Source organism: Acidisoma silvae (genome assembly GCF_020618775.1).
Lineage (GTDB): Bacteria > Pseudomonadota > Alphaproteobacteria > Acetobacterales > Acetobacteraceae > Acidisoma > Acidisoma silvae.
In genome coordinates, this window is the sequence record NZ_JAESVB010000025.1 from 1 (window position 1) to 13,177 (window position 13,177).

A 13,177-nucleotide genomic window follows, 5' to 3' on the forward strand; every position below is an offset into this window, starting at 1 on the left:
CGTCGGCTCCGCCTGGCGTCCTACGGCTAAACGGAGGACAGCGCGCAAATCCTGCGCCAGGGTCTCGAAACATCGCGCTGCCAACCACCGGTGGGCCTGCTGGTGGACCGCATGCCAAGGCGGGAGGTCGTTCGGCATGGCACGCCAAGCTATACCGTAACGGATCACATACCGCAGGGCGTTGAACAGTTCGCGCAGCGGATACTCCCGCTGCGGCGCATCTTCCTTCATCAAGGTCAGATACCCGACCACAAGCGACCACTCTTCGTCACTGACATCAGATGGATATGGCTTGCGGGTGCGGGCATTTCTCATGCCCTACATTTACGACATGGCCAACGAAAAGTACATAACACGCTCAAGAATGTAGTCCGACCGGGTCTCAGCTGCTTTCTTTATAAAAAATATTATTTTTTATAAAGAATTCTCAATCGCTACGATCTCATAATGATATGAGATAGCTAGACTTTCTTCACTCTAAATATGAAATTTAACGCTCTTAGATTAGATAAATTATAAAAAATTGACTTAGCAAAGTTAAGCGGAGTTTGATTGGACCACGTTTACAGATATAGTTCGACTAACGTAGCACACTCGCATCGAAATATTAATCTACTTATACGCAATTGAAAATTATATACATTCGACGATTGCATTAGGGCATATAGAGAGAAAACAGGATGACCTATCCGTCAGTTAATACGATGGGCGTCGCCACCAGCCGGTGTAAGTATTACAGACAGTACGATTAAGAAAAATTTAACGCAACGTGAATATAGACTGACCGGCAGTATTATCGAAAGTGAAAAGTTTGTTAGCTCACAATATCGGTGACTGTTTCCAAAGGGCAGTAGAAAAAAATCAAAGAATCAGCATGATTGAGTGCCGCAGCGGCGCAAATTTGCTATCGCATTGTCTTTTTATTTCGTAACAGAAAGTGGGAACCACAACCTTCTCCGTTGTGCTCGGGAATAAGCCGTTCAAGAAAAGGCTTCTTTTCAGCATAACAGTGCCCTTTTGGCCGTGCCGCATAGCGGAGGATAAGTATATATGGCATAAAATGCGAGATATTAACCAGTCGTCTTGCCCACGACATTTTGTCTATTTGTAATATAAAACCAATCAAAATGAGGTTTGAAGTTTAGATTATGCTGATTGCAGCGCGAATTAATAGTTATCCGCCGTTGTAGTCCTGGTCGCGCGGCGCCTCGAAAATCCGGGTCAGCGTCAGGCAGCCACGCGCCGATTGCCTGCGTTGGCCGCGAGGAGCAGGCCCAGATTGTTGCGCAGGGAACCGACCTTAGGTTGTGGTTGTTTCTCCTCCCTGTAACAAAACTCTCTTGCCTCTGATAGAATAACCTTCCAACCCACCTTGCGCGATAGGTTCAGCTTCAGGCAGATCACCGTGATCGGCTTCTACTGAGCAAAATAGGCAGGCGGATCGTTGCGATCGATTCTAGCTCCAGCATCCTCTCCCCGTCTTCCATGAACCCCATGGAAGTCAGTCTGAACTGGTGTACCGATTGGACGTCAATAACCCCAACATGGGGGGCGTGTTCCACTGTTATTCACATTGTCCAATCGGCGCTGCCGTCGGCCACGAATTGGCAGATGCGATCAATGAAATGCTGGCGGGCTGCATAGTCCAGCAGCGCATGGTCTGCCCGGGGGATCAACTCGACCGAGAGGTGCGGAAATTGCTCGCGGGAATATGACCGTGATCCTACAGCGCGGGAGAGTTCGGAGAGTCCAGGATCCTCTTCGCTATAGAGGAAATTGATCCGTACGCCGCGTCTTCCAAGTCCAGAGAGCCAGCGTCTCACCTGGCCAGCTCGCGTTTGAAATCCAGTTGTGCGTTCGAATAGGAGCGAGGCCCAATGATAGATGTTTAAGAAAAGTCTTCGCACGAGCGCTGCACTGATGGAGCCAACTGCAACATTGCCTCTGAGCAGACGCTCCCAGGCTTCCTTTCGCATAACCGCCTTCAAATAGAAGGTGAGGGGACGCCGCTGTTTTTTGTTCTCGACTTTCAACGGTGCGTTTTTTAGCCAAATAAATTTTTGCAGATTTGCAAGGATCAACTGATTAACGCGCGTTTCTCGTAGGCTGGCGTGGAACGCGACATGGGCGCCCGAGCATATGGCAACGAGGATAAACTGGTTGAGTCCACGAATGGCGAGAGCTTCAACAGCTGCGACCACGTCGTCTATGAGCTCCGGCGCATAAGGATGAAGCGTATGGTTGTTTCGCGCAGCACTTTCACCAAAACCGCCCCCGTCAATGCGGAGCGAAGGGATTCCCATATTAGCTAGTCGTCTTGCCAAAGTGACGTAAACACGCCCATCGCCGGTGCGTCGACCGAAGCCGGTGTTGAGCATAATCACGGTAGGCGCCGCCGTCGCGCAATGCTGTGATGGCGAGCAAAGAACGCCGTACAGGCCGTTCTCCGGCCCGAATTGAAAACCTTCCTCTATTGCCGTCGGCAAATGTAGCGCACGGGATGATGGAGGGAGCAAAGACATGAGCTGCCCATTCGTCCGCGGTAAGCTCTCGCACCAAGCGACGACCTTAGTGAACGTGCGATCAGGGATTGTGACAGAGAAAGCATCCTGCAGGAACGTCGCCGCTCCAGGAAAGTCTTCGTGCGTCACGCGCGCACCGAGTTTGCGCAAATGCGTGGCTAGACTGTCGATCGATGGCGTGCCGCACGCCTCCACTAACATGACGTCAGTGGCAGTCACGGCAATTGCACGCAGGTCGATCGCTGAAATTGCCTGCAACGTCTCCTCGCTTAGCCGGTCGCCGACTATATCGCGATAGCCAGCACCTGCCTGCTGTTGGGGTAGCAGGTTTGCTTCGCGCCAACCATTGGCTAGCAAATTTAATTCGCGGGCATAGCTTCTGCCTGAAACGACGGGTGCCAGACAGCAGACCGCGATGATTGAATTGTCTTGCGCGACAGCTTGGAGCGCAAGTGCCGCTCCCAGACGAACACCGATCAGCAGGATGGCCTCAACGCCAGCTGCGCGGCGCAAGAACGTCACTGCCGAAGAGACACTTAGCTGCCAGGTTTCTAAACGCGACGGGTCGGTTTCGCTTCCGGCTGAGTCACCGGTTCCGGGATAGTCGAAACGCAGTACACTGAAGCCGCGTGCGTGCAGTCGTTCAGCCAGGATCTTGCATCCGCGGTAGGTCAGCATCGCTTCCTGCCCGAATGGCGGGCAAATCACGATGCCGGTTCCGTTCGAGCCGATGTCCAACCACCCGGCGCATCCATCGAACGTTACGGGCATCATGCGAGCGCGGCCGTCTTAGTTCGCGTTGCCGTGCCCGTCTCGCGGGGAGCGCGGAACGACACCGTGGTCGTGCCATTGATTGCTATCACGAGGCCGCTTGGCGGTTCGTGCCAGCCGCGCTTTTCCCGCAAACGGATGCGACGCGGTCTGGCAGGAGGCAGATGAAACCAGTCCTCGTCCGCCTGATAGCCGTCCGCGACGATATGTACTGCCTGGGCAAACCGTGCAGCGATGATGTCAATGAACCAGCAGGAATCAATCCCGACGATGGTGGCCTGCATACCCAGATCGTCCGGCGGCAATGCGCGGCCGACCGGAAAATGAAACGCCTCTGACAGAATGTTTCCGGATTTGGCGCATCGGAGTGTGGCGATGGTGACATTGTGCTCCGGTGCGCCAAAATGATACGCTCTGGTGATGTCGAAGAAAGAGTCGAGTATCGCTTGACTAGAAAACGAGGCAGAACTTCGTGGTTCGATTTCGACTGGCTGTTGGGCCGACACAACGGAGACCGCGCCGCGTCTCAGACAGTCGAGTGATAGGACGGCGGAAACCGCATCGGGACTTTCATTCAAAACATGCAGAGCGATTCCGTCCATTCCCTCGTCTGACAGCAGCAGTTGGATCGGGGCCAGGACACGGCGCAAGCCGTGCCAAGCGGCTTTCTTGTGGCCATGACTGTCAATGACGCCCCAGCCGCTTCCGGACGCCAGATCTTGGAGCTGCCAGACGAGGCCGCCTGAACAGGGTGAGCCCGGCCGCCGCCATTCGGAGAAGACAGATTCCATTAAGTCCGCAGTCACGGCGCGGGACAGTTCCAGATACCGCGCGTGATCCTCCAGGCGCAGCTTCACAGGCTCATATCCATATAGGGTGCCGAGATAATGGTCGCGGATATCGGCAAAATCCCAGGAAACCCCATGATCGCGCGGAGCCTTGTCACTTTTAAGGGCGGCCGGGGACACACTGCTTGGCGGGTTGGCGAAAGCGAGGCATTCGCTGGCGAAACGCACCTTGGCACGCCGCGCGTCCTCCAGCGGTCGGCGATAGGCGCCCACGCCGTAGTAGTGCGCAACCCCCGCACTGACAGTGATCGGCAACGCCCCGCCCCATGGAGAGTGTGGTATGTAGTGCAGATCGGGGCTGAGGTGCCGGATAAGTCTGGGCAGGACCGTCTCGAAGAAAGGCATCTGGCGGCGTTCGGCGGTTAGACCAACCATCGTCGCCTGCTGCGCTATTTCCGAGCCGCCACATAGGACGACAAAAGACGGGCTGCCTCCGAGACGGCTCAGTAATTGTTCGACTTCCGCGATCACTTGCTGGCGCAAAGGCTCGCTATCAAGCGGATAATCGAGATTGGCGAACATTAAATCTTGCCAGACCATAATTCCAAGTTCATCACAAAGATCGTGGAAGGCTTGGCTTTCGTAGAGCATGGTGCCGCCGACGCGAACCATGTTCATGCCAGAATCCCGCAGGGCGATAAGCCAAGGTGCGTAGGCCTCGCGGTCGCCGGCAAGGCCGAGCAAATCCGCGCTGGTCCAGCAGGCGCCACGGCAGAAAACGGAAACACCGTTCATTTCCAAAGCGAAGTCGGTCTCGTCTTCCCCACGCCTGATCGTGGCTTCACGAAAACCAACTTGGCCAAGTGCGAGTTCAGTAGTGCCGTCGCTCAAGGAGACCATATGCAAAATCGCCTCGCCGTGCGTGTGCGGCCACCAGCGCGCGACGTCGGGCAGTGTTACCTCCGCCGCAATGCTACCGTCTCGAACATCCTCCAAAGCAAAAACGACTGTACCGACACTTAGGGTGAGCGCGCGAAACCGGGCTGCCGACCCACTAAATGTGAGATTGACTGACAAAATCCCGTCATTGCCTCGCATATGGGTTGCAAACCGCCATGACTGCAGGATTCCAGGGCGATCGACAAGTTCGACTGGACGGAACGGGCCGATGGCATGGAAGGAAGGGCACCAGCCGGGCATATGGCCAAGCAAGGTCTGTCTGTAGAGGCGCAAGGCATTCGTCGTCACCAGCCGCGTGCGCCAACGGGGTCGCTCCGAGGTGGCCGCCATCGCGGCAAAAAGGGACCGGAAGCAGATCGACAGCCGCACCGTCCCGCCGGTCGCGAGATCAATGGCCAGGGGGAGGAACATGCTCGTCGAAACGGCGACGCACTCGCCATCGATCCAGACCTCGGCAAGCCCTGCAAGTCCCAGGAAGCGTAGCTTCTGGCCTGGGCAGGCTTCGAAGGCTGTCTCATACCAGACATCGTCTTCATGGAGAGGCATCGGCGTGACCGCCGTCCACGCGGCAGACCCCTGCAGAGCCTGGAGCGCCGTCCCCGGAACCCTGGCGTCTAGCCACAGCGTGTCGGCTGAAAGTGCGGCAGGGTCTGGGGCAGCGCCGCGAGCCGTGCGCGTGGCCCGCCATGATGCCTTTAAAGGTTGGGCAATGCCAAGCGCCACCGTATCGGACAATATAGCTGGGTTCGTCATGGGTCGCTCGGCAGGTCAGCTTTGTGCCAGTGATGGCAGCTCATGATGTGAACCACCTGAGATCCTGCACAATCTCGGCATATGCGGCCTCGAGCGTGTCAAAGCATTCCAGGCAAAGATCTGGATAATTGCGTGCTATGCTACGGGCAAGACGAAATTGAAGGATTTTTGTAGTGTGTGCGATCCTGGCGCAAGCCTTTTGCACGCTCAGGAGTTGGTCTGGCGCGAGCCAAGCCGCGTGACTGCCGAACAGCTCGAAATTTGCCCCAATGGCGCGCGGGAAATGAAACGCATAATCGTGAAATGTTTCTGGTCTAGCGCTCAGCCTTGCAAGATCATTTGGAAATGCATCGCGCCAGGCGGAAAAGGGGCTGATCGTTGGCCGGTCGGATAGGTGTCTCCGCAGTAGATCGACCGCTGTCGCATGCAAAGCAGCCGGGTCGAGCGGCGCTGCGCCTCGCTTGACGATTTCAACATAGGGAGAAAGGAGGTCGGGCTGTTCAGAGAATTCCGGCCGCAGACGAAACGCACCATAATAATCTTCATCCTGGAGCACGCTGCGTGCAGCATTATGGAAGTATTCGCTTCGCTTCGTAGCAAGATCGATGTAGTCGACTGCGATCGTTGTTTTGACATGCTGGCGTCGATAGGTCGTGGTCAGAGTGTCGGGCAGATAGAAGGCGTCGACTTCCAAGAGCACCACTCGGCCTCTTCCGACATGCTGGGCGATGTGCTGATCCAAAGTATGGTAGATCGATATTTCCTGCACGGTCAGCCCGTACAAGCGGCGCAGATCCTCGGATGGAATTTTACAGAATGTAAACTGGTCACCCTCATATGCCTGTGCAATGCCAAAACCGAACGCAGCTTCGGGAATTTCGCCAAGCTTGGCGAGAACCTCAATCCACAAATCAGTATAGCAGTTTGTTTCGGGCCAAGATTGCCCGCCGCCGTGGAGGGCGTGCGGCGTAAACCGGGCCGTTTGCCTCGGCTCGGTATGCAGACTCAGTTCGGCCACAGTGCCGCCCGGACATGCGCCGGCCACCCTGCACGATTGAGGCCGTGATGGCGAAACAAGGCCAGCGCCAGTCGTTCGAATCCGAAGCCGACGCATGCCGTATGAGCAAGACGACCGTCCTGCATTTTAAGATCCCAGATGCTGCTGAAATGGTCTATGTGATAATTAAAACTGAGGCATGCGGTTGGCGTTTCTGCGCTATTGACAGGCACCAACAGTTCAAATTTCAGCGCCTGGTCACGTTGGCTGTCGGCCATAATTTTACCGCCACGACCAAAAAAAGGATCGTTAGCAAGGTCGACGGCTACCGGCAACCCGAGCGCGCTGACAATTGCATGCCCACGTTCCACCCATCGGTCGCGAAATGCCTTGGTAATTTCGGGAGTCGCAATACACACAAATTCGCGCATACGAAACATCTGCATGCGCGTTGGTTCGAGAGATGGCTCATGGCGGAAGCAATACGAAGACACGTCGATGATATGGCCATCCATCTTGACCGGACCGCGAGACGCAATCATTGGATAGACCGGATAACAGGCTGCCGGCGTCAGGGCTAGGTCAACGGATTTCTGTTGCCCTGTCCAGTCTTCTTTATCATCGAGGCACTGCAATAGCTTCTTATGAGCTTGGTCGTCACCGCAGAAGCAATGCACCGTGCCAGCGAGATGCGGAAACCCCTTGAGATATCCGCTCGTTTCTATGACTGATCGCGGCATAGCAGGCGGAAAGCGCACCACCTCCGCTCCCGGCATAGCGCCGTCACGGGAGATCAGCCCGTCTATTCCATCGACCACAGCTTCAAAGTCACCGCTGCGGCCGTAAATGCCGTCGACGCCGCTCGCGACCAGCAGACCAGCTTCAAAAAGAGTATCGCGAAACGAGACCTTCTCTAGCATGTTCTATTCCTTCATCAAGGACGCGCGCTGAGCAACAAGCAGCGCTGCAGTATTAGCCGCGATTCGGTCGTTGTTGACCATCAGCGGCGCAGAATGAAGATCGCGCATATGGCGGCCGAGACTAAAAGGCGTTCCATATTTGTAGCCCGCGATGCCACAAATAAGCATCGCATGATGTACTGCCGCAAGAGCCGCCTCAGACATCGCAATTTTTAGCCCGTTGACCTCGGCCAGAAAACCTAGCGGCAATGCCTCGCGATCGCTGATCTGAATATTAAGATATTCGTTAACTGCGCTATCCAATCGCGCGCGCATCGAGGACAGCATTGACACCGCTTTCTCCAGGCGAACCGCACCGGGTGGTAGTGCATCCGCGTTGTGGTGCGCCTCATTGCGAAGAAATGCGCGCGCTTTCTCTGTGGCGTCCGTCGCAATACCAAGCCATACCGAGCCCCACAGAATATGGGATGTGGGAAGCATCGTGTGCTGTGCAATATCATCGAACGGGACAGAAATAATCTGTGCGGCATTGGCAGAAAAGGAAATATCGAACCCTTTGCTGTCCGTACCACGCATACCCAGTGCATTCCAACGGCTGGTTTCGACCAGCGCGCTGTCGGTTCGTTCAGCCACAATGAGAATTTGATCTGACGACGGCGCCTCGTTGCTGCGTCGGGCCGTTACAAGAAACGCATCTGCGTGCTCGCCATATGAGATCGCGGGGGACCGCTTGCGCAACGTAAGCCGATTCCCCTCGTATTCAGGCGCGCAGAGGCTGGAACGAATATTTCCACCTGTCCCCACTTCAGAGGTAACCGACGCCAGCAACAATTGATCGGCGTTAGCGCGTCTCAGGAACGCCTCTTGCCATGCGGCGCCACGCGCTGTTGCAACCAGGCAGGCGACCTGAATTTGATGCATGGCATAGATCAAAGCGCTCGACCCGCAGGCTTGCCCTAGGATGCGGCACACCAATGCCACATCCCTTAGGGTCGCACCGGGTCCCCCGAAGCGTTCCGGAATGAGAAGACCGAGAAGGCGATTTTGTTTTAGTCCCTCAAGAGATTCGTGAGGAAAGCATGACTCAATGTCAACGCTGTCGGCATGGGCAGCTGCGATGATGGCTGCCGTTCTCGCGCGATCGATCAGCGTGCCGAAGTCTTTCAAAACGTCAAAGCTCCCGACTTCAGGCTAGCAATGACTGCCGCAAGAGAGGAAATGCTCTCAAAGGACCTGCGGGTGAGAAGATGGTCAAGAAACTCTACAGAGAACACCTCTTCGATAGCGAGCATCACGTTGACGGTCGCCAGTGAACTCAACCCGGCATCATATAGGTTATCCTCATCGTTGAGAGCTTCGACTGGCACGCTCAAGCGAGCGCAACGGGAAAGGATTTCACGGATACGATCTTCCATAGCGGTTTCCACAAGTTTGTTTATGTTCGGAGAGGTAATAGGACGCTGATCAGTCAAGTTAGTCATTCTTCGTAAACCTTAGACTGAGGTCTGCCAGACAATTTTGCTTCGTGCTGCAAAATGAGGAGAAAAGAAAATAGACGACGCCACATCCATACGCGGAACCCTTCAAGCCATTATTTTCATCCGTGCCAGATATGGTTCTCGAAATGGCCATGTCGGCAGCCTGCCATTATAGAGATTGCAATAATCGCAAGAGCTTTACGAACTGCAAGTCGGTACAGACGCGTCCTCATCTCCTGTGATGAATTGTATTTATCTGTTGTACGTCAGTCGTATTTCAAAACGCTTCGTAGAACAACTAGCCCTTTTGATCGCGGTTTAGTCTGGACCAATCCCATTGGGCGAGAGCCTATTAATTTTCCTCAACCTGTTCAGGGGTATCCTAGGTCATTGAGTTCTAGCAGAGTTTGGCGCTGATCAATGATATCAGGCTTAGGCTCTGGCGTTGTCACGTTAGCGATGCGGAAGGGGCGGGGGGTGGGACATGAACGCGCCTTGAGGCTCCCGTCTTGACTTCGGGTCCCCGGCTGAGATTGTCTCATACGCCGTCGGATTTTGTTAGGTTCTCAGTCTCGATAATGTGGCATCTCGCGATGGCATGCCGGTCCGACGGTGAGCGCCAATTAAGGGTGTATGGAGCTGGCGCGTCTGCTTCGGCGGGCAGTTCGCAGCGACGGTGGCTAGGGTGATTGCCGGGAACTACCTGCCGCCATGCGGCAGCTTAACTTGGCCGGCTGGTAGAGGCTAGTCGGCGACTAGCGACATCTGAAAAAGGCACGAGCACTGTAAGTGCTATGACGCCGTTAACCGGTGGTTTGAAGCATTGCTTGGCTCGCTTCTTCCATAGGCCGCCTATGAGGCGCTTAAAGGAGTATTTTGTTTAGGTCTTACGCAAATCGACGAAGTAGAGTCTTCTTTCGATTTGGAATGCGCAGATCTCGGGGCGCTTGAAACATTAATCCGCATCGCAAGGCCCAAGGGCTAGTAGGTATTTGGTGCGCTGACCTCGACACCGGTTGCGTAGACGCAGAGCCCGGAAAAGCTGAACATAGCCGCTGGTTGCGTGCAAGTTTCTACTAGATACGAGATATGGTGCTTGCGGGCGTAGGCCATGCGTTCTTCCGGACCTTGCAACGCCAAGACGGGCCAGATCCGGCTATTCCACTCACGATAGTAGGATGGTGTCCACATGGCGGCCGCGCCGCGGATGAAATCTACCCAAACTTGTCTGTGAGACACAAATTCAAAAACCGCGGTATCACCGGCGAAGGATTTTGGCGGCGCAGCGCCAGGTCGAATGTCTTTCGTCGGGAGAAGGAAGACGGAATCGGGAGCAGTGTGGTCGCCCGCCCATTGAGCGATGGCAATCCAGTTCTGGAGCTGCTGGCGGCTTTCGCGGATGGTCGTGGCTTCCTGCTTCCCGTACACGGCCCATGCACCGAGCATAATAGCTCCCACTGACAAGGAAACTACCGCTAGGGATGATGGTCTCCGCTCTACAATGCGCAATAAAGTCCGGCGCATTGATGTCGAAAGTGAGAGCAAAATTGGCAGAATAGCCAGCGGAATGAAGGCGCGGACCGAGCAAAACGCAAGCAGCAAAAGCGGAGCGCAAAAGCGGCGCTCGATCACGTCGTTATGAAAGAACCATCGTGTCGTCAGAGCTGCGGCTATGAGACTCGTCATGATATGTAGAAAAGTGCTGGACCGAAGGAGGTGTAAATTGAGGATCGTAGGGTTGTGCGTCAGTAGTGGCACGATGATGCCCACAAGATACACGAGAATATAGCCGAGTGACGCAAGAGCAATGAACGGATTCCGGAGATGCAGAGCACGGAGGCTTCCTGCTCCAAGCGCAATAACAATGCCGAGGCCCGTAATCGCACCTATAGAGTTCTTCCAAAAAAGGAAATGAAGTGGCCAGTATTGATCTAGAAAAGTTTCGTAATCTACCGGCATAGGACGACCATAATCAGGATTTGTCGCGACATTGATTAAAACCGGAGCGGCAATGGCGAGCGCCGGAACAATAGCAATTGCAATATCGCGCAGTGCTTTCTTGTGGCTAATCTGTCCGGCCCAAATCCAGTAACCCCCGATCATGAGAAGTGGTGCCAAATTCCATATCGCAACAAAAGCATTTGTAAAAAATACTAGTGCGTTGAACAGCACGGCTAGGAGAAGATTACGACGGCCTAGAAAATAGAGCATTATCAATGTGAGGCCATTTGCGATCTCAGAATGAGTGAATTCTGCGATGAAGAGGCCACCGCCGCCAGCCAGCGATAGGCCACGCATGACGCTGCAGGTGGCGATGATAGAGGCAAAAACGAGCCGTTCTGGTGTCGATACCAGACCGATCAAGGAAGCGCAGAGCAGAAAGCCCAAAATGGAGAGGAAGCGTGATAGAAATAGTAAAAGAAAAAATAAGTCGCTGACGCTGAGCGTTTTATCCTTGCCCGAAAATAGTAGCCATGGGCCTGCGGAGTAATGTCTCAAGGACTGAATAAAAACGTCATGCTTATATTGTGGAAGATCATAAAGAGCTCCGACTATGCCCAGATGGAATAGGTTATTTCCGGTGCCAAAAATATATCCGGTCGACATCAGTGACAAGATCGTTCCGAGAAGAGAGGCTGAAAAAAGGCCAAGATATTGCTCTGACACTTTCGTCGCTGGCCAATGGATTATCGGTCCCGAGATAAACAATACTGCCGCTCCATGTTCGACACATAGGGTCAAACTCTCTAAGCTAAATCGCGGCTATTCGGAAAGGGGCATTTGGATTAGCTTGCAGATTAGTCCCCTAGTTCCTTGTGGCTAGTGGCAGAATAGAGTGTTTGATCTAATAAATATGCGAAGAAAATTAAAATGGTTGCATTAATAGGATGATTTTATAATTTTTTGGGCAGCTTCTCTAACCAAAGCTAGTGACAGGGTTCGCTGCATGAAAATTGTTGCCTGCAACAGTAACCGTCCGCTCGCAGAGGCGGTAGCTGCCGCACTGAGCCTGCCACTTACTAAGGCCTCCGTTCGGCGTTTCGCGGATATGGAGATTTTCGTCGAGATTCATGAAAATGTCCGTGGAGAAGATGTTTTCGTGATTCAGTCGACGGCCTATCCTGCGAACGATCATCTGATGGAACTGCTCATCACTTTGGACGCGCTACGGCGCGGTTCTGCTAAGCGCGTTACTGCCGTTATTCCATACTTTGGCTATGCACGACAGGACCGCAAGTCAGGCCCTCGAACGCCGATCAGTGCCAAGCTGGTCGCAAACCTGATTACCCAGGCAGGTGCCCACCGCGTGCTGACGATGGATCTGCATGCCGGCCAGATTCAGGGTTTTTTTGACATTCCTGTCGACAACCTCAATGCGGCACCCCTCTTCGCTCGCGACATTCAGGAGCGCTACGCAGGCCGCAATCTGATGATCGTCTCACCCGATGTCGGCGGCGTAGTACGCGCTCGCGCTCTAGCCAAGCGGTTGGACGTCGATTTGGCTATTATCGACAAACGACGAGAGCGGGCAGGCGTGAGCGAAGTTATGAACGTTATCGGCGATGTGGCCGGACGCGACTGTATCCTGATCGACGATATTGTCGATTCTGGCAGCACGCTTTGCAACGCCGCTAGGGCGCTAATCAAGGAAAGCGCATGTTCTGCCAATGTTTATGCGACGCATGGTGTGTTGTCAGGTAGCGCGGTCGACCGCATTGCGTCTTCTCCGGTTGAGATGATGACGATTACGGACAGTATCTTGGCGACAGAGGTTGCGCGGCTGTCGCCGAATGTTCGCCAGGTGACAATCGCGCCACTGCTGGCGGAGGCCATCCGTCGTATCTCCGAGGAAAGCTCGGTCAGTTCGCTCTTCGACTGATGGTCATATGCTTCCTAGCGACCAGTATCGCCTGTTTCATTCTGGCGGCTCGGCTACGGTTTTAAGAAATTGGCCTATGCTAGTGAGCGCAAGTGTCCGCTCAGGCTG

9 protein-coding genes are annotated in these 13,177 nt (G+C 54.4%); 1 reads left to right on the top strand and 8 read right to left on the bottom strand.

The window, feature by feature from the left end; translation table 11 throughout:
* From ASILVAE211_RS23460 to ASILVAE211_RS23495, 8 genes are all read right to left on the bottom strand, one after another.
* The coding region (locus tag ASILVAE211_RS23460) for a transposase (RefSeq protein ID WP_227323796.1) at positions 1 to 315 on the bottom strand (315 nt) is incomplete at its 3' end.
* A gap of 1,253 nt (positions 316 to 1,568) precedes the next feature.
* A complete protein-coding gene (locus tag ASILVAE211_RS23465) occupies positions 1,569 to 3,260 on the bottom strand; it encodes a serine aminopeptidase domain-containing protein (protein ID WP_227323797.1) in 1,692 nt (563 codons plus the stop codon).
* 32 nt (positions 3,261 to 3,292) lie between these two features.
* On the bottom strand, positions 3,293 to 5,794 hold the full coding sequence (locus ASILVAE211_RS23470; RefSeq protein WP_406566097.1) for a glycosyl hydrolase 2 galactose-binding domain-containing protein: 2,502 nt from the start codon (positions 5,792 to 5,794) through the stop codon (positions 3,293 to 3,295).
* A 40-nt stretch (positions 5,795 to 5,834) separates the two neighbouring features.
* Entirely contained in the window at positions 5,835 to 6,812 is a 978-nt protein-coding gene (locus ASILVAE211_RS23475; protein WP_227323799.1) for a DUF1839 family protein, read from the bottom strand.
* Positions 6,800 to 7,711: an amino acid--[acyl-carrier-protein] ligase gene (locus ASILVAE211_RS23480; RefSeq protein ID WP_227323800.1), complete on the bottom strand. Its 912-nt coding sequence runs from the start codon at positions 7,709 to 7,711 to the stop codon at positions 6,800 to 6,802. Before ASILVAE211_RS23480 ends, ASILVAE211_RS23475 begins: the two co-directional genes overlap by 13 nt.
* Before the next feature lie 3 nt (positions 7,712 to 7,714).
* Positions 7,715 to 8,878: an acyl-CoA dehydrogenase family protein gene (locus ASILVAE211_RS23485; RefSeq protein WP_227323801.1), complete on the bottom strand. Its 1,164-nt coding sequence runs from the start codon at positions 8,876 to 8,878 to the stop codon at positions 7,715 to 7,717.
* A complete protein-coding gene (locus ASILVAE211_RS23490; RefSeq protein WP_227323802.1) occupies positions 8,875 to 9,126 on the bottom strand; it encodes an acyl carrier protein in 252 nt (83 codons plus the stop codon). Before ASILVAE211_RS23490 ends, ASILVAE211_RS23485 begins: the two co-directional genes overlap by 4 nt.
* Before the next feature lie 1,044 nt (positions 9,127 to 10,170).
* Positions 10,171 to 11,796, bottom strand: coding sequence for a hypothetical protein (locus ASILVAE211_RS23495; RefSeq protein ID WP_227323803.1), 1,626 nt, complete (start codon positions 11,794 to 11,796; stop codon positions 10,171 to 10,173).
* A gap of 340 nt (positions 11,797 to 12,136) precedes the next feature.
* Between ASILVAE211_RS23495 and ASILVAE211_RS23500 the strand changes: the two genes are divergently transcribed.
* Entirely contained in the window at positions 12,137 to 13,069 is a 933-nt protein-coding gene (locus ASILVAE211_RS23500) for a ribose-phosphate pyrophosphokinase (RefSeq protein ID WP_227323804.1), read from the top strand.
* The last annotated feature ends 108 nt before the right edge of the window (positions 13,070 to 13,177 follow it).